The organism is Candidatus Leptofilum sp. (assembly GCF_965223525.1).
Lineage (GTDB): Bacteria > Chloroflexota > Anaerolineae > Promineifilales > Promineifilaceae > Leptofilum.
Genome location: NZ_OZ245005.1, coordinates 72310 through 90459 on the forward strand (window position 1 = coordinate 72310; position 18150 = coordinate 90459).

14 protein-coding genes and 1 tRNA gene are annotated in these 18150 nt (G+C 50.3%); 8 read left to right on the forward strand and 7 right to left on the reverse strand.

Annotation, left to right across the window (positions count from 1 at the left end; all coding sequences use genetic code 11):
- The first annotated feature begins 8 nt into the window (after nt 1-8).
- The 5 genes from ACOQPM_RS17560 to prmC all read left to right on the forward strand — a co-directional run bounded on the left by ACOQPM_RS17560 (nt 9) and on the right by prmC (nt 5746).
- Nucleotides 9-266, forward strand: coding sequence for an acyl carrier protein (locus ACOQPM_RS17560; protein ID WP_420631565.1), 258 nt, complete (start codon nt 9-11; stop codon nt 264-266).
- Between the two features lie 29 nt (nt 267-295).
- Nucleotides 296-1813 (forward strand): class I adenylate-forming enzyme family protein, encoded by a 1518-nt coding sequence (locus ACOQPM_RS17565; protein WP_420631566.1) that lies wholly within the window; start codon nt 296-298, stop codon nt 1811-1813.
- 2 nt (nt 1814-1815) lie between these two features.
- Nucleotides 1816-3825, forward strand: coding sequence for an asparagine synthase (glutamine-hydrolyzing) (gene asnB, locus ACOQPM_RS17570; RefSeq protein WP_420631567.1), 2010 nt, complete (start codon nt 1816-1818; stop codon nt 3823-3825).
- Nucleotides 3822-4811, forward strand: coding sequence for an NAD(+) synthase (nadE, locus tag ACOQPM_RS17575; protein WP_420631568.1), 990 nt, complete (start codon nt 3822-3824; stop codon nt 4809-4811). Before asnB ends, nadE begins: the two co-directional genes overlap by 4 nt.
- Nucleotides 4812-4879: 68 nt before the next feature.
- A complete protein-coding gene (gene prmC / locus ACOQPM_RS17580) occupies nt 4880-5746 on the forward strand; it encodes a peptide chain release factor N(5)-glutamine methyltransferase (RefSeq protein ID WP_420631569.1) in 867 nt (288 codons plus the stop codon).
- A gap of 90 nt (nt 5747-5836) precedes the next feature.
- Here the strand turns inward: prmC and ACOQPM_RS17585 are convergent.
- A tRNA-Gly gene (locus ACOQPM_RS17585) sits at nt 5837-5907 on the reverse strand.
- Nucleotides 5908-6121: 214 nt separating this feature from the next.
- Between ACOQPM_RS17585 and ACOQPM_RS17590 the strand changes: the two genes are divergently transcribed.
- Nucleotides 6122-6805 carry a response regulator transcription factor gene (locus ACOQPM_RS17590; RefSeq protein ID WP_420631570.1) on the forward strand — a complete coding sequence of 228 codons (684 nt, stop codon included), beginning with the start codon at nt 6122-6124 and terminating at the stop codon, nt 6803-6805.
- A gap of 34 nt (nt 6806-6839) precedes the next feature.
- Here ACOQPM_RS17590 and ACOQPM_RS17595 read toward each other — a convergent pair whose 3' ends face one another.
- Genes ACOQPM_RS17595 through ACOQPM_RS17605 form a run of 3 tightly spaced genes read right to left on the reverse strand, consistent with a single transcriptional unit; the run spans nt 6840 to nt 9592 of the window.
- Nucleotides 6840-8006 (reverse strand): serine hydrolase domain-containing protein, encoded by a 1167-nt coding sequence (locus ACOQPM_RS17595; RefSeq protein WP_420631571.1) that lies wholly within the window; start codon nt 8004-8006, stop codon nt 6840-6842.
- A gap of 46 nt (nt 8007-8052) precedes the next feature.
- The gene (locus tag ACOQPM_RS17600) at nt 8053-8649 is read right to left on the reverse strand and encodes a hypothetical protein (protein ID WP_420631572.1); all 597 of its coding nucleotides are present in this window, start codon (nt 8647-8649) and stop codon (nt 8053-8055) included.
- The gene (locus ACOQPM_RS17605; protein ID WP_420631573.1) at nt 8636-9592 is read right to left on the reverse strand and encodes an ABC transporter ATP-binding protein; all 957 of its coding nucleotides are present in this window, start codon (nt 9590-9592) and stop codon (nt 8636-8638) included. Before ACOQPM_RS17605 ends, ACOQPM_RS17600 begins: the two co-directional genes overlap by 14 nt.
- Before the next feature lie 125 nt (nt 9593-9717).
- Here ACOQPM_RS17605 and ACOQPM_RS17610 point away from each other — a divergent pair, with 125 nt between their 5' ends.
- Together ACOQPM_RS17610 and ACOQPM_RS17615 are read left to right on the forward strand one after the other, a co-directional pair.
- Nucleotides 9718-12489 (forward strand): LuxR C-terminal-related transcriptional regulator, encoded by a 2772-nt coding sequence (locus ACOQPM_RS17610; protein ID WP_420631574.1) that lies wholly within the window; start codon nt 9718-9720, stop codon nt 12487-12489.
- A gap of 158 nt (nt 12490-12647) precedes the next feature.
- Nucleotides 12648-13097, forward strand: coding sequence for a DUF6326 family protein (locus ACOQPM_RS17615; protein ID WP_420631575.1), 450 nt, complete (start codon nt 12648-12650; stop codon nt 13095-13097).
- Nucleotides 13098-13252: 155 nt separating this feature from the next.
- On the opposite strand, the gene ACOQPM_RS17620 is transcribed toward ACOQPM_RS17615, so the two are convergent.
- The 3 genes from ACOQPM_RS17620 to ACOQPM_RS17630 form a co-directional block, all read right to left on the reverse strand.
- Nucleotides 13253-14773: a nitrilase-related carbon-nitrogen hydrolase gene (locus ACOQPM_RS17620; RefSeq protein ID WP_420631576.1), complete on the reverse strand. Its 1521-nt coding sequence runs from the start codon at nt 14771-14773 to the stop codon at nt 13253-13255.
- 135 nt (nt 14774-14908) lie between these two features.
- Entirely contained in the window at nt 14909-15673 is a 765-nt protein-coding gene (locus ACOQPM_RS17625) for an ABC transporter ATP-binding protein (protein ID WP_420631577.1), read from the reverse strand.
- 13 nt (nt 15674-15686) lie between these two features.
- Nucleotides 15687-18035 carry an FtsX-like permease family protein gene (locus tag ACOQPM_RS17630; RefSeq protein ID WP_420631578.1) on the reverse strand — a complete coding sequence of 783 codons (2349 nt, stop codon included), beginning with the start codon at nt 18033-18035 and terminating at the stop codon, nt 15687-15689.
- Between the last annotated feature and the right edge of the window lie 115 nt (nt 18036-18150).

The window sequence follows — 18150 nt, forward strand, 5'->3', positions numbered from 1 at the left end:
GACTAACTATGGATATCAAACAACAAATCCGAGAATTTATTGCCGAAAATTTTTTATTTAGCCCCGATGGCTTTGATTTAAGTGACGATGCCTCATTTTTAGACGAGGGCGTGGTGGATTCCACGGGCACGCTGGAAGTCGTGATGTTTGTGGAAGAAACGTTTGGCATTGTGGTGGGCGATGACGAGATTGAGCCAGAGAACTTTGACTCTGTTAACAAGTTGGTGGCGTACATTGCCCGCAAAAGTGAGCTGGTGGCATCCTAATTTTTAGAGATTGGGGACTGGAGAACGGGATGAAATTAGTCCAATCATTTTTAGAAGAAAGTGCCGTCCGTGCACCTAATAAATTGGCACTAATTTGCGGTGAGCAGCGGCTTACCTATGCCGGCATTGAGGCAATGGCCAATCGACTGGCGCAAGCGTTCCTAGCCAACGGCGTCCAGCGTGGGGATCGTGTGCTGCTCTTTTTGCCCAACGCTGTAGAGATGGTGGTGGGGATTTTTGCCACACTCAAGGCAAACGCTGTTTTTGTGCCCGTCAATCATTCCACCAAGCCAGACAAGCTCCGCTTTGTGGCACAGGATTGCCGAGCGGCAGCGTTGCTTACGTGGCAGCGGCAGGCGAAAACGGCCGTCTCCCTCCAAAAATCCATCCCCAGCCTACAAACCATCGTGATTGCGGGGGACGAGGCACCAGAAGGCTGTCTGACCTTTGCTGAGATTCAGGAGACGTTTGTGGCGGAACGGCCGTCTTGCCACAACATCGATCAAGATTTAGCCTGCCTCATCTACACTTCTGGCAGCACGGGCGAGCCAAAGGGCGTGATGTCGGCGCACAGCAATGTGGTTTTTGCTGCCTCATCCATCATCAGCTATCTGCAAAATCAGCCTGACGACATTGTGCTGAACGTGCTGCCGCTCTCGTTTGATTATGGCCTTTACCAACTGCTGATGACCTTCAAATTTGGCGGTACGCTTGTTTTGGAACGCTCATTTGCCTATCCAGCCCAAATTCTCAAGCGGATTGTGGCCGAAAAAGTGACTGGTTTTCCGCTAGTGCCCACTATCGCCGCCATTTTGTTGCAGCTTGATCTAAGCCCGTACGATTTTACTAGCTTGCGCTACCTGACGAATACGGCCGCTGCCCTTTCACCCAGCCGTATCACCGCCTTGCAAGAGAAATTTCCCCAGGCGACGCTCTACTCCATGTATGGCCTCACGGAAACGAAACGTACGCTGTACCTGCCGCCAGAGCAGTTGGCCGTTCGGTCTGGCTCGGTGGGCATTCCCATCCCTGGCACGGAAGCGTGGGTGGAAGATGAGGCAGGCAACCGGCTTGGCCCCAATGAGATTGGCGAGCTGGTCATTCGCGGCAGCCACGTGATGCGTGGCTACTGGGAACGCCCCGAACAAAGCGCAGCCCGTTTTCGTCCCGGCGCAATCCCTGGGGAGCGGCTGTGTTACAGTGGCGATCTGTTTCGTGTAGACAGTGAAGACTTCTTCTATTTCATCGGACGCAAAGATGACATTATCAAAAGCCGAGGCGAGAAGGTTGCCCCCAAAGAGATTGAAACTGTGCTGAGTAGCTTGAGTGGGGTGGTGGAAACGGCCGTTATCGGCATCCCTGACCCCGTGCTAGGTGAAGCTATCAAAGCATTTGTGGTGCAAAAAAATGGCACACTCACAAAAAGAGACGTGTTGCGCCACTGTCGCCAACATCTTGAAGATTTTATGGTGCCGCAGCAGATTGAATTCCACGCTGAGTTGCCAAAATCGAGCAATGGCAAAATTGTCAAAAAGGAACTGAAGTAACGATGTGCGGAATTGTAGGCATTCATCCCCTCGGTTTACCAGAACCGGTATGCCCTGAAACGTTGCAAAAAATGGTGGCCATATTACAGCATCGCGGCCCAGATGAGTCAGGCTTGTATCTGTTTGAGGATAATCGCAGCAGCGTAGGGCTAGGCCATGCGCGGTTGAGCATTATTGATTTGGCAGGCGGGCAGCAGCCCCTTTGTAACGAAGATGGCTCTCTTTGGATCACGTTTAATGGTGAAATCTTCAACTACCGTGAACTGCGGGCGGAGCTGGAAGCTGACCATGATTTTGCCACGGATAGCGACACGGAAGTGATATTGCATTTGTACGAGACGTACGGTGCGGCTTGTGTGGAGCATTTGAACGGGCAATTTGCCTTTGCCATTTGGGACGAACTGGAGCATGCGCTTTTTGTAGCGCGGGATCGGGTGGGGATACGGCCGTTCTTCTACACCACCTGCCAAAATGAGCTCATCTTCGCCTCGGAGATGAAAGCAATTATTGCCGCCATGCCGCACCCGCCAGAGCTAGATTTGCAAACTGTAGACCAGATTTTTACCTATTGGAGTCCACTGCCACCGCGCACCATCTTTAAGGGCATCAAAACATTGCCGCCAGGTCATTTTATGGTGGCAAGGCGCGGCCAGCTAACCATCGAGCAATATTGGCAACCCACCTTTCCCGAGGGCAAGCCAGGTTATGATCAGTCGTTGGCGGAAGCGGCGGCACAGTTGCGGCACGAACTCACCGAAGCAACCTGCCTGCGCTTGCGTGCCGATGTGCCTGTGGGTGCTTATCTCAGCGGCGGATTAGATTCATCTGCCATTGCTGCGCTGCTGTACCACGACATTGGTCAGCGGCTGGAGACCTTTTCCATCGCTTTTGCCGACAATGAATTTGACGAGAGCAGCTTTCAGCAGCAGATGGCGTCCCATTTGGGTACAAGCCATCATGTGCTTACCTGCACCCATGAAGATGTCGGTCGCGCTTTTCCCGACGTAATTTGGCACACCGAAACGCCCATTTTACGCACGTCGCCCGTGCCGCTCTTCCTGCTGTCCAATTTTGTGCAGCAGGCGGGCATCAAAGTGGTGCTAACGGGTGAGGGGGCTGATGAGTTTCTGGGCGGCTACAACATTTTCAAAGAGGCACTCATTCGTCGCTTTTGGGCGCGTGAACCGGCATCTGAGATACGGCCGCTTCTCCTCAAAAAACTGTACCGCTACGTCGCCAATCTGGATAATCCCGCTTACTTGGCGAAATTCTTCGGCCATCGGCTCACGGAAACGGCCGAACCGGGTTACTCCCACCTGCTGCGCTGGCGCAACGGGGCGCGCCAGCGGCGACTGTTTTCAGTGGAGATGCAAACGGCCGTTGCTGCACAAAAGTCACTTCCAGATTTGCCGCTACCTGCTGCGTTTAGCCGCTGGGCACCGCTGGCACAGGCGCAATACCTGGAAATTCGCCTCTTTTTGGCAGAATATTTGCTCGCTTCGCAAGGAGACCGCATGGCGATGGCGCATTCGATCGAGGGGCGTTTTCCCTTCCTCGATCACAACGTTATCGAATTTGCCAACCAGCTACCGCCAGATTACAAGCTGAGTGGCCTGAACGAGAAGCATATTTTGAAGCAGGCCGTGCGCGACTTGCTGCCTCCACAAATTTGGCAGCGGCAGAAACGGCCGTATCGTGCCCCCATTCACCACAGCTTTTTCCCCGGTGGACGGCCGTTGGCTTGGGTGGCCGAGATGCTTTCGCCACAGAAAATTAACGAAGTGGGCCTGTTTAACCCGCTGGCCGTGCAGGCTTTGCTAAAAAAGCGGGAACGCTTTGGCAACTTAGGCGAAGTGTCTGAGATGGCGCTGGCCGGAATCTTGTCAACGCAGTTGGTTCATCATCACTTTGTGGCGGGTTGGGGAACGGCCGTTGCCCACACACCAGCTACCAACCAAAAAATCATCCGCCGTGGCCGCGTTGGTCACGAAGAAATGGGAGCTTTTGCATGATTACCAAAACCAAAGAATTCCATCCCAACATTTTAGACATTGATCCTGAACAGGAAGTAGAACGCATCGTGGCTCGACTCGATGATGATATTTTTCATGTGCTCAAGCGCAAAGGGGGCGTGTTGGGCGTGAGCGGCGGCGTTGATTCCGCCGTGGTGCTGGCGCTGGCCGTTCAGGCTATGCCCACCAACCGACTGGTAACGTTGCTGTTGCCAGAGCGAGAATCCAGCCCAGAAAGTTTACTGTTGGGGCGCGAGGTGTGCCATCAGTTTGGCGTCACGCCGCTGGTGGAAGATATTTCCGAACCACTGTATGGCTTTGGCAGCTACCGCCGTCGGGATACGGCCGTAAACGAGATCTTCCCAGAATATGACAGCAGCTACAAGCTAAAAATCACGCTGCCCACCGATTTACTGGATAGCGACAAGCTCAATTTTTACACGCTGACGATAATAAGCCCTGAAGGTGAAGAGAAGCGTGAACGCTTACGGCCGTCGCAACTACGCCAAATAGTCGCGGCCACCAACTTTAAGCAGCGCAGCCGTGCCGCCATGCTTTACTACCACGCTGAACTGCGCGACTTTGCCGTTATTGGCACGCCGCAAAAAAATGAGCACGACCAGGGCTTTTTTGTGAAGTATGGCGACAGCGCCATGGACGTGCAGCCAATTGTTCATCTGTACAAAACCCAAGTGTATCAACTGGCCGAATATCTGGACATTCCCAAAGCGATCCGCACCCGCCCACCCACTTCCGACACCTACAGCGCAGCCAGCACGCAGGAAGAGTTCTTCTTCCGCCTGCCGTTTGAGCTGATGGATTTAATTTGGTACGGCCTGACGCATGACATTCCAGCCGAGGTGGTAGCTTGTGAACTAGATTTGGAACCAGAGCAAGTGGATCGCGTTTACGCCGATTTGCAGCGCAAGCAACGCACCACCAACTACCTCCGCACACCACCGCTGGGCTTGTTCGACAAACTGTAAATTAGCCACGGATTGCACGGATTATGCAGATTTTTTCTCTGTGTACCGCTTTTTATGGGCAAATAATCATGTTTGAATTTATTCACCATCTGCACCAAGAATTTACTAAAGCTGGCGTTGCAAATCCGCTGCAAGAGACGCTGCGTTTGTGTGATATTTTGTCGGGCGGGGTGTTGCGAGGGTTGGACGGCCGTTCTCTCGCCCAAATCGCCCGAGAGCTTACTCTTGACGAAATTGCAATGAAACGAATGCAAGGAATTCCGCTGGAGTACATCTTGCAGCAGACAGTGTTTATGGGACGGCCGTTCACCTGCACTCCAGACACCCTCATCCCCCGTGCCGAAACGGAGCTGCTGGTACGAACCGTACTCAACCACGCCAACAAGTTGCCCATAGACCAAATTACTATTGTTGATGTGGGTACCGGCAGTGGCAATATTGCCATCTCGCTTGCACTTGAATTGCCCCAAAGCCGCGTCTTTGCCCTGGACATCAGCCCAGAAGCAACCGCCCGTGCCCAGGCGCACGTTACCCTGTACGAATTGGAAGAGCGTGTGTCGGTGTTGTGCGGGGATTTGTTTGCTCCGTTGGCGAGGACTGGCTTAGAAAATCAAGTAGATATTGTGGTGTGCAATCCGCCCTACATTCCCTCTGGTTCGCTAGAAAAAATGCCGGGAGAGATTGTTGAACATGAACCACGGGTGGCACTGGACGCAGGGCCGTATGGCATCAACATTTTCCGGCGGCTGGTATGCGATGCGCCTGCATTTTTGCGGCCTGAGGGATTGCTGGCGTTTGAGTTTGGGGTGGGGCAAGAGGCTTTGGTACAGCGACTGTTACAAAAAAGCGGCGGCTACGGCAAAATGCAACCCGTATTGGATCATTTGGGGAGACCGCGCGTGTTTATGGCTCAAACAAATGGCGAACACGGATAGGGAGACCGCAGATTTCTCCCTTGCATCCATGTTCTTCCCGAAAGAGGCACAAAAGAGGCCGCATGCGGCCTCTTTTGCATAAAAATGTAGAGCGGGCACCGGGAATCGAACCCGGACTAAATGCTTGGGAAGCATTTGTGATACCGTTTCACCATGCCCGCAAATGAGCGGAAATTATAGTCTCGTGGCAATTAAGTGTCAAATTGCGGAAACGGCCATTTTCCCCTTGCCCCCACTCATTTTCTGCTTATAATGGCATTTCACAAATGTTAAAATTTTCTGTCAATGAGCCTGTTTATTTAAGCACCTACTTGTGATTTACATACACATCAGTGCAGCCGCAACCATAGCAGATTAAGACGTAGAGGTAACTTTATGCAGAAGGCCGTTATCTTGTTAGTGGAGGGGAAGCGCGCCGGGCAAAATACGGCCGTGCTGGCTTTGCAAAAAGCGGGTCACACCATTAAACTGTGCCACACGGGGTCGGCTGCCATTAGCACCCTAAAAACATTTGACCCCCACCTTGTCATATTTAATGCCGCTAGTATGCGTACCAACGGTGCACGTACCTGTCGGCGTTTAAAAAAGAGCTATAAAGCGTTACCTATTATTCATGTTCGCGCGGCTGGGGAACCAGAAGAGCCAGAAGCAGATGCAGATGTTTACCTGGAGCAGCCGTTCACTCCTCGAAAATTGCTGAATCGCGTAAAAGATTTGCTGCCCATAGATCATTCTGTGGAGGAAACCATACGGTACGGACACATTTCACTCTACCTTTCTAAGAAGTCTGTAGATGCAGGGAAGGGGGAAGCACGCTTAACACCGAAACTGACATTGCTACTTGAGCAGTTTTTGCGCCACCCCTATCGGTTACTTACTCGGCGCGATCTAATGCAACATGTGTGGAACACAGATTACATTGGCGATACGCGCACATTAGATGTACACATTCGGTGGATGCGCGAGCATATCGAAGTGAACCCAGCCAAACCTCAGTTTCTAAAAACTGTGCGCGGCAAAGGGTATATTTTGGCGATTCCCAATAACAAAACCAGGTAGTCCCCCAGCAAAAACTCCCCTCAGAAGAAGTTTTCTAGCCACCAAATTTGGTCGCAAAATCATAGAATAAATCCACCCAGCTCTCCGCACCGCCAAACTCGCCATAGGATTCACCAAAACGCAAAATAATCAGGTTTTTTTGTGGCGAAAGATAAATGAACTGGCCGTGGTTTCCCAGGGCTATGAAATCGTAATTTTGTGCGTCACGCTGGAGACCCCACCACATATATTTGTAATAGCCTTGCCCATTAGCGAAGATAAAATCATTATAGTAGTAATTTGCGTAATCAACAGAAGTGTCTGCCTGCGTAGACTCAGCTACCCATGCTGCAGGAATCACCTGGACGCCGTCCCAAGTACCATTATGAAGAAATAGGCGTCCAAATTTAGCAAAATCTATGGCACGGCCGTTTATGCCACTTTCCATCTTCTCAAAGCCCTGTTCATCCAGACTCCACGAACCATCGAATTCGGCACCAATGGGCTGCCAGATTTTTTGTGCCAGATAGTCAGCCACAGGGATCCCTGTGGCTCGCTCCAAAATGAGACCCAGCAGGAGGGGATGGTAGTTATTGTAGAGGAAGGCTTCGCCAGGTGTGCCAACGATTTCGGTTTGGTTGAGGGCTAAATCACGCAGATCGGGATAGTAGTAGGTTTTGGCATCGTCGCCGTTGACAAAGGGGAACTCTTCATAACGAATGCCGGAGGACATGAGCAATAGATCGCGGATAGTGATTTGGGCAAAGGCTGGGTCGCGCTCTGCCAGTTCCGGCAGATAGTTGGTGATGTGGTCGCTGACGCTGTGAATATACCCTTCGCTGATGGCGATGCCGATGAGAGTGGAGGCGAAGGATTTAGCCACCGAGAAGGAGGTAACAACGGTATCTCGTGACGCGCCGTTGAAGTAGTTTTCGTATAAGATGGTGTCGTTTTGGATAACGAGGAAGGCTTGGGTACCGGTGTCGCCTAAAAGCTGCTCGAAGTCGCCATTGGTGAGTGGGCTTTGGTTGAATTGGTTGAGAACGGCCGTTTCCTGCAAATCATAGCTAAACTGAAACGGCTCATCACTGGCAGCCACCGTCCGCGCTGGGAACTTCTGGTAATCATATACATCGGCATTACCCCAGCGCAGCAGCCGTAGCATATATTCAGGGGGATAAAAAAGGAAGGCATAGAGTAGCAACAAGATGAGCAGACCCATTATAGTTGCTCCTATACGTTTGCCGAACTTCGCTATTTTTGACATCCTAAAACTCTTCTTGGCGGAAGCGGTAAATGGCAACGGCCGTAAACAGCAATACACAGCCCGCTACTGCCACCACCGGCAACCAGGAAAACGGCTTCATGCCCAAAATTACCGATTCTATGACCGACTTCATACCATTTTCCACGCCGACTGCCAACCGCCAGGGCAACAGATATTGCAACGCAGGCACAACGCCCAGCAACAACTGTGTGCCAAAGGCCAGGGCCAGCGGAATGCCAATGGCGGCTGCCCGTTGCTCAGACAGGACGCCCAACATTAACGTCAGGGTGAGAAAGAACAGTTGGTACAGCCAGATGATGCCCATGCCGGCCAAAAAGTTGAGCGGGTTTAGCCAAACACCGCCCGCCACTGAAATCTGGATATAGGCTACGATTAAAGACAATCCTTCCGGGGCATCGTCAGCCGTGCCCCAAATGACTGAGGCGATGGAGATGTTGACCACACTAACCCAAATAAGGATTTGCACCCACCAGGAACTGGTTTTCCACCAGCCACCCAATTCAGCCCGCAGCAGATTGCCCAAGCCTCGCCGCCAACCACGTTCATTTAGCAATTGGAATGATTCATTTGCTGTCATTTTCGCCTCCTTCAACAATATTTACAAAGATGTCTTCAAGTTCGACTGTTTTACGGCCGTAATTGCTCACCACCAACTGCTCGTCGGCCATCAGTAAGCGGAGGAGTTGGGTATTAGCGGCCGTTTCATCGGAAACGGTAACGAGCATGTTTGTAGCAGTACCTTGGGGAGCCGCCTCAACACGAACCACCCAAGGTTGTGAGGTGGCGATCTCTTTGGCTCGGGCCACATCCCCTTGCACGTCCATTGTGTAAACGGTGTGCTGTCCACCATTCAACAATGTATTGATGTTACCATGTGCGGCCAGTTCGCCTTGGTTAAGGATGGCGACGGTATCACTCACCTGCTGTACATCATCCAGAATGTGGGTGGAGTAGAAGATGGTGGCGTGTTCACGCAAGCGTTCCATAATATTTAGCACATCGCGGCGACCTAATGGATCAAGTGCGGCGGCAGGTTCATCCAAAATGAGCAACTCTGGATAGTTCACCTGTGCCTGGGCAATGCCCAATCGCTGTCGCTCGCCACCAGAGAAGCCCTTGATGGGTCGGTCCGCTTTATCAGACAAGCCAACCAGTCCCAGCATTTCATTTACCCGTTTGTCAATGGCGTGTTGCGGCCCGCTGAAGAAAAATCTGGCCGTAAAGTCCAGCGTTTGCCGCGCTGTCATAAATTCGTAAAAGCGCGGCTCTTGTGGCAGATAGCCAACCCGGCTGCGGATTTCTACACTATCTTTCACAATATCCTTGCCAAAAATAGCCGCACTGCCGCTAGTCGGTTGAATGAGTCCCAGCAGCAGTTTCATCAATGTCGTTTTACCAGCACCATTAGGCCCCAGAAAGCCAAAAATGGCGTGTCTGGAAACGGTCAAATCAACCGGTTTCAGTGCATCAACATTTCCATATGATTTACTTAACCCTTTTGTTTGAATAACTGTCGTCATGAGCCTCTCCTTCCAACAGATCGAATATGGTTTTAGTTTAGCCAGACGTAGGGGTGGGGGTAACGGTCATTTGGCACCAACTACTTGTACGAATGGACAATGTACGACTATATTATAATGCGATTATGTCTGACGATTTATTGAAAACGAAGTTGTTTGTGCCGCGTTTACGGCCGTTGCTCGTCCCGCGCCCCCGCCTCTTCCAAAAACTGAACCGGAGCGTACAACAAAACTGCAAGTTGATTCTCGTCTCCGCCCCCGCCGGATTCGGCAAAACCACCTTGGTTAGCGACTGGATTGCAGCCTGGCAGCGTGCGTCTGAAAGTCAGGCAAAGGCTGTTCATCAAATCGCTTGGCTGTCGCTCGATGCCAGAGACAATGATTTTGTGCGCTTTCTCACTTACATCATTGCCGCCATACAGACGTTTGCACCCGCCTTTGGCGCAAAGGTGACGGCTATGCTGCAATCCCCCCAACTGCCGTCAATGGAATCGCTTCTAACCATGCTGCTCAACGAAATCGCCACAGTTCAGCACCAATTCATCCTTGTTCTTGACGATTATCACCTCATAGATGAACCAGGGATTGATGAGGCAGTTGCCTTTGTGCTGGCACACATGCCCCCGCAAATGGTTCTGGTTATCACCACCCGTGAGGAACCAAACTTGCCGCTGCCGCGATTTCGCGTTCGTGGTCAACTGGCTGAACTCCGAACGCAAGAGCTCCGTTTTACCCTTTCAGAAGCGACACAGTTTCTCAATCAGGTGATGGGATTCGATCTGTCGGCAGCAGAAATTGCCGCGCTCGACTCGCGTACCGAAGGGTGGATAGCCGGACTGCAAATCGCGGCATTGGCCCTGCAAGGACAATCTTCAATCTCAGGGCGTGACGGTACGGCCGACTTTATACAGGCATTTAGCGGCAGCCATCGTTTCGTCATGGATTATCTGGTTTCCGAAATTTTGCAGCAGCAGCCTGAGCCGGTTCGCAGCTTCTTGCTGCAAACGGCCGTTCTCGAGCGGTTAGGTGGCTCCCTGTGTGACGCGGTTACCGGCGGCAAAGATAGCCAAGAGATGCTTCAATCTTTAGACCACCACAACCTGTTTCTCATATCACTGGACGGCGACAGGAAATGGTATCGTTACCATCACCTCTTTGCCGACGTTTTGCAAAAGATTCTGATGAAGGAGCAACCGGAACTGGTTTCTCGCCTTCATCAGCGGGCCAGCCAATGGTACGAGCAAAATGAGCTGTATGAAGATGCCATTCGCCATGCCCTGATCGCAAAGGATTTTGCTCAGGTGGCCAATCTGGCAGAGTTGGCATGGCAGGCGATGGATAGGAGTTTCCATCTTGCTGTTTGGCTTCGTTGGGTGAAAAAGCTGCCGGAGGCGTTGATCCGTACCAGGCCGGTTCTCTGTACTCAGTATGCGGAGGCATTGTCGAATGTTAGTGATTTAGAGACAAGTGAATTGCGACTACGCCATGCGGAACAGCTTCTGAATGCTTCAGATAGCTCATTAATTGAGATGGTCGTTATAGATGAACAACAGTTTCGCTCGCTGCCGGCAAAGATTGCCCTTGTTCGCGCTGGCAATGCCCAGATTTCAGGCAATATCCAGGACACAAAAAAGTACAGTCAACTGGCCTTAAAGCTCACGCCTGAGGCTGACACTTTTGGCCGTGCCCAGGCCATCATCCAGTTGGGGTTTACAAACTGGATGAGCGGAGACCTGGAAGCGGCTCGCCAATCATTTGCTGATTGGATTGAACGTATGCAGCAGTTGGGAAACAGCGTTTTTGCATTGGCCAGTTCCTTTGCGCTGGCCGACATTTTGATTGAACAGGGGCAGCTTCGAGAAGCGATTCGTGCCTATCAACAGGCGCTTCACGATGTAGCGGAAGATGAGCCGGACGTCCAGCGGATTATTTCGATTCAATATTTGGGTCTGACAATGCTCTATCACGAATTGGGTGATCGGGAATCGGCCAGCCGCTACCTGCAAAAAAGCAGGGCGTTTGCTGACAAGAACACCTTAATCAATTGGCCTTACCGCTGGCGTGTGGCTCAAGCCAGATTAAAAGAATCTGCGGGGGAGTTGGGAGCGGCACTTCACCTGTTGGATGAGGCCAGTCGAGTATATGTTATCAACGCTGTGCCCGATATTCGTCCGGTTGAGGCATTAAAAGTCAATCTGTTTGTCAAGCAGGGACGCTTGGACAAGGCGATGGCTTGGGTACATAATCGGCAGATCTCAGCGAATGATGAAGTAAGCTACCTGCATGAGTTTGAGCTGATCACACTGGCGCGGGTGCTGATGGCAGGGTATGAAAACGGCCGTAAAGAAAGTGCACTCGTTACCGCAATGGATTTATTGGCACGTCTGCTAACGGCCGCAGAAGCGGGTGGAAGGATGAGGAACGTGCTGCAAATTTTGATTTTGCAAGCCATTGCCCAGCAGTTGAATGGAGACCTCACCCTTGCCTTACGGTCACTCGAACGTGCTTTGCGCCTAGGTGCGGGCGAAGGCTATGTCGGCATCTTTGTGGATGAAGGGGTGGCGATGGGGCAGCTGCTGCGTGAAGCTGCCGTTCGCCAGATCATGCCGGACTATACAGGTAAGCTGTTGGCCGCTTTTGCAGCCAAGGAACAAGATAGTCAGGGCAAACCCTTTCTGCCTGAATCATTACCGCAGCCGCTCATTGAGCCGCTCACGCAGCGGGAGCTTGACGTACTGCGTTTGCTCAAAAGTGAACTTTCCGGGCCGGAGATTGCCCGGGAATTGGTCGTTGCTTTGAGTACGGTGCGTACCCATACTAAAAGTATTTACTCCAAATTGAATGTGAATAACCGCAGAACGGCCGTTAAACGCGCCGAAGAACTCCATTTAATCTAACCCACAACATCTCCCCAACTAATCCCCACATCTGGGGAGGACATCTCCCCATACGCCTTTGTATATTCTTGCCAGGCTTGCAGACAAAAGAAAACGGAACGCCGACCTCTGGCCACTCACCAGCAAGATGCTCGCGTTCCATTTACAAGGAGTAAAAAATGAACAGTAACGAAAAAATCACCAAGACAGATGCCAGGGAAAAGATTTCATTATTATGGGTTGTGGTCATGTTCAACATGGCTTTTGCAGATATTGTGGGCTTTGTCCACCCAGGCTCATTAGAAGACATCATCGCTGGCAATGTTGGGTTTGAGTTAACGCAAGGATTGTTGTTGCTATTTTCGATATTAATCGAAATTCCAATAGCCATGATTTTCCTTTCCCGCATTCTGAATGATACTGCCAATCGCAGGCTCAACATTTTTGCCGCTATCCTCACCGCTATCTTCGTGATTGGGGGCGGCAGTGCCACGCTCTCGTACGTTTTCTTTGCCTCGATCGAAGTTTTGTGCATGGGTCTTATTGCCTGGTACGCATGGCAATTGCCAAAACGGGCGTCTGCTCATGATCTCGTTCAGTCTGAAAATGTAGTGCCTTCAGCTAGATAGGTTTAGCTAATTGGGGATGGGAGCAATCATTTCAGCAAACGGCCGTTTCATGCAAGGTGACAGTCACTGCATTCTGCCGCAAGTAGAGATTGGGAGATTGGAGATTAAAGACTGCCTAATCTCCAATCTCTTCGTAATTTCATGTTGTCTTTTGTTTAGGAGATGGCAACGGCCGTTTCCGGCACTCCCCGATGCTGACGACGCGCTATAAACAAGGCGTAGCTGGCAAGAACAACCAATCCAACTGTCGCCACGATACCAACTACATCGCCGATGACAGGGTAGAGCGTAGTAGGACTGCTAGTCGGAACTTCAACCAGCAGATAATTGCCATCAGCAGCCAAGCCTTCACCGCTAGCCAGGGTACGGCCGTAGCCATCCACCACAATCGAAAGCCCCTCATCTGTCTGCCGAACCACAGCTGCCCCGTTCTCGATGGCGCGGAAGACGGCCATTTCAGCGTGCATGGGGTTGATGGCATCCCACTCTTTGGAGGGCGAGAGCAAGATGTCGGCCTGCTGTTGCCCTACCTGGCGCACGGTGTTGGGGAAGTTGGTGTCCCAGCAGATGATGCCGGAGAGCGTGCCGTAAGCCGTAGCCACTACTTGAATCTCGCCACTGCCCGCCAACGTCCCTTCTATCAAAGCACCGCCGTACTTGGTGTGTTCGATGACGAAACGGCCGTCCAGCCCAGCCACATACATCTTGTTTTCGACCAGACGGTCACTGTTGGGAAAATGAATCATGACCGGCATAGCTAGATAAACGCCCGCCTCCTGAGCCATCGCTTGCCCTTGTGCCAACACGGCCTGCACATCCTCCTCAACACCGATGATGGCAAGTTCCGGCCAAAGAATGATTTTGGCACCAGCGGCAATCGCCTCTTCGGTCTTGGCCAGATATTGCGCGTGAACGGGCTGTGTTTTTTCTCGAAAGGCAGCGACTCCTTCTTCGTTGAGCAGAGTGTTCAATTCGCCTACCTGATTCTCGACTAGCGTGAAAGAAGCGACGGTTACTGTTTCCTGAGTGCTGATTTCTGGAGCAGCAGCTAGCCGAGTCGTGCCGTAGCCAACTACAACCAATAAGGCGAGGCCAAAAGCGACGACGCCTACCCGAATCCGCGCCCACTCGAAACCATTGTCCCAAGCCCAGTTGACGATGGCCGGGAACCAGGAGATGAGAAAGGTGAGGCCCAACATGCCAGTAACGGCCGTTATCTGAGTCAAAACCGGAACCCCATATTGCGAGTAGCCTGTAGCACCAAAGTTGCCGAGGGGGTTGGAGCTGCTGCTGAAAAATTCCAAGACAGTGCCGGTTGTCGGGTAAATGAAGGTGGCTATAAAGGGCAAACGGCCGTGCTGCCGCAGCTTGGGCGCCAACCAGCGATCAACAAAGAACGGAATCGAACCGATTAAGGCATTGACGGCCATAAAAATGAAGTGGGCTGGGCCAAACATCGGGGTGGCTCCATACCAGGGTATGGACAAGGTGATCCAGAAAACGAGGAAGTAAAAGAAAAACTTGCGCCGTTGGGGATGTGTATAGAGATAGCGCAGGGCGAATACGGGGGCAATCCAAGTTGCCGCTGCCAGTGTCCAACGGCCGGAAGCAAATAGGTTGAGCAGACCAAAAATAAGTAAGAACAACGTTGTCGTTGAAAGCAATTTTTTGTACATGATTAACTCCTTCTTGCAATTTCATGTCTTGTTGTCCTTAGTTTAGGGGATGGCAACGACCGTTACATCGTCCTTTTCTCGGCGGTAGCCTGTCTAGGTGGACAGTGTACAAGTGGACAATCGCCATATGAGCTTTTACCATCCCATCTCTAATAACCACTGCAATAATTTTTGCTCTCGCTCAATGTTATCATTATTAGCTGCCTGCAATTTTCCCAGATAGTAATCACCCTCGATACGGCCGTCTATCATAAAAAGAACGCGCTCTGTTTTTGCGGCCACCTTGACATCGTGGGTAACGAGCATAATAGTTGTTCCCGACTCGTTTATATCCCTAAATATCTCCATTATTTCATTGGCTGACTTTGAATTTAGAGCACCAGTGGGTTCGTCACCAAATATAATATCTGGCTTATTAATGAGGGCGCGGCAAATGGCGGCTCTTTGCAGTTGACCCCCAGATGCCTGGGTGATGTCATTATCAGCCAGTTCACTAATGCCCGTTCTGGCCATCAGTTCGCGGGCAAATTGATTGATCTCTTTGCGGCTTCCATTTTTTGCCATGTAGGCGGATACAACAATATTGTCAATGATGCCGAGATTTTTTAATAAATTGATCTGCTGAAAAACGAAACCCATTTTATGCAATCGCAATACGGACATTTCTTTCTCGGATAAATCGGCCAATTCAGTCCCCTTAAACACGACGCTGCCGGATGTCATTTTGTCCATTCCGCTGATGTTATAGAGTAAGGTGGATTTGCCGGAACCGGATGGCCCCATCACAGAGACAAATTCGCCCGGTTTAATCTGCAAACTCACGTTGTTTAAGACAGTCTGTTCTCTTTTGTTGACAACATACGTTTTACATAAATCTTTAGCTGCTAAAATGGTGTTCATTATTATTCCTCCATTATTCTGAGGTCATGTCAGAAATATTAAAATCTTTCATGGATACAATACTCAGCCAAGTAGTTAAGGTGACGACAAGCATCAAGGCAATCGGGCTTAAAATATAAGCGTGGAACGGATTGATAATAAACTCGATATTGGGTGCCCCGACTATTGACAATACCGCGCCAATCAGATTCTGACCGAGTGTGTTTGAGAAAATAGTACCCAGAATAATGCCGCTGTTTAAGATGAGTAACGCTCTGGTTACGTATTGCAATTGGATGTTTTGTAATGAAAAGCCAAGCCCCTTCATAATCGCTATTTGTGACATATCTTTTGCTATCAGCATTTTTAAGAACAGCGATGTAATCAAGATGGCCACGACGACGGCAACGGCAATGGCGACAATGGTCAGCAGCTTTAGCTGGTCGGTGGTTCCGGCAAAGGTTTGATCGAGATAGCCTTCTATGTTGGTTATTTTTGCCGGGAAAAATGCGGCGGCATATTCTTCTATCTTTTCATCCGTATCCGACCCGACATCTAAGCTGATTCTGTACCAAGCGGCCGTTTCATGGTCTGGCGGCATGGGCGATTTTGCAGTGCGACCACCATCGGTGATATCCTGATAAATGCCGGTAACTACCATCTCTTTGATCTGCCCACCGACAATCAATTGGATGTTTTGTCCAACGCTTTTGTCAAGTTCATCGGCGCTAAGATAGGAAAGAGCGATTTCGTTTTCTTTTACGGGAGCCGCCCCTTCGAGGTATTCCAGGGGGAAGGTGGTAAAATCTCCAGTTTCGACGCTCAGGCTTTCTGCATAACCATCTGCGTTGAGAACTTGGAACTTGCTTGTGATCAAGGGTGAGAACCGCTCTACGTCGGCATCGTTTGCCAGGTAGGTGCTCACATTATCGAAGCGTTCGATGATGTCATCTGTCTGGCGTAAATCAATTAGAATATCACTGCTCCCCAGCCCCATATAGGCCACAAATTCGGGAGACTGGAGAGTGTTTAGGAGATTTAGGGGGACAATGATGATGAAGGTGCAGACTAAAAAGACAAAGAAGAGCAGCGTATATAATCTGAATCGTAGGAAAACATCTCTTAGCCCTAAAAAGATATTGACATTGAAGCGGTCGTTTTTATGCAGTGGAAAAAGGCTCTTGCCGCTATAGGTTTCTCCGGTATTGCCTAGACGCAGGGCTTGAACGGCCGTTATCCTATCAAACCTTCTCAACGTCAACAGACAGTAAAACAGGACAATAAAAAATATCAATGAGGCCGCCAGGAATGGGGCAATAAGATGCACACTGTTTTTCGGAGCAGAGCCGATATAGAGCATCATATTGGCGGAGAACAACTTGCTTAAAAATAGTGATAGGATGTACCCGGTTGCAACCGCGCCCGCGGCCATCACAACATATTTTGACAGGTAGATCTTTTTGATATCGGGTTGTGGAATCCCAATGGCCTTCATGACGCCAATTTCTTTGTAATCTTCCTCAATGGTTGCCAAAATGGTAAATCGTAGGCAGAGCAGAGCCACCACGTTTAATAAAAGGCTGATAAATATGATGACGGCCGCTATCAGGCCGTCCGTTAGCGCATTGAGCGTTTTGAGCAAATCATAATCAATCGGCGGGCCCTTTTGTGGCAAGCTAGATAATTTATAGGCACTGCCGAATTCGGTGAGCTGGCTCAAATCGTTTAGCTGAAAGCCAATCTGGTATTCAATGACGCCAAAGTTCTCTTTGAGGGCTTCAAAATCATGATCGCTAACGACAAAACGTTTAGAGCTGATAATGGAGGGATTCATCTGTACGTCTCGCACAAAACTCACCACTGTAAATTCCAACTGCATCTGATCGTTTTGAATTCTAACGGTGTCGCCAATCTGCATTTCTCTGTTTTGCATGTAGTAGATGGGAACGCCGATTTGACCGTCAGCCACTTCAATGAGCTGGTTTTGTAAATCCAGTAAAAAATCAAAGGAATCATTCTGTTTCACAAACCCCATTTCCATCACCCCGGCTTCTTCTGGTGTGGGGCTGTCCTTAAAATAAACGTTGGATTCGTGAATGTTAATGGAAACTGCCGTTTGTTGACCCTTTATCAATTCATTGCCGAGTACCCATTCGTCAATATCCGCCTGCTCAAATTCTCCGGCGTGATATTGGACAAAGTGTGCCGCATTTGATTTCTCAAACAGATGAGTCAGCGAATTGCTTAACTCGATAAACATATTTGCACCGCTGGCCATCAGGGCTGCCGAAAGCATAATAAAGATAAAAACGGCGACCGTAATAATCTTTTTCCTGAGGAAATCTTTTTTGAGCATTTTCAGTCGGAGCATGTTCCGCAACATAACATCACCTTTATTCAATCACCTGCTGCCCAGCTTCGGCTAAAAGTAACCTGACTGGGCTGCCTCTCAGAATAGTTTGATTCATTTTTAGTTTAATTATTCGTGGGGTTCACCA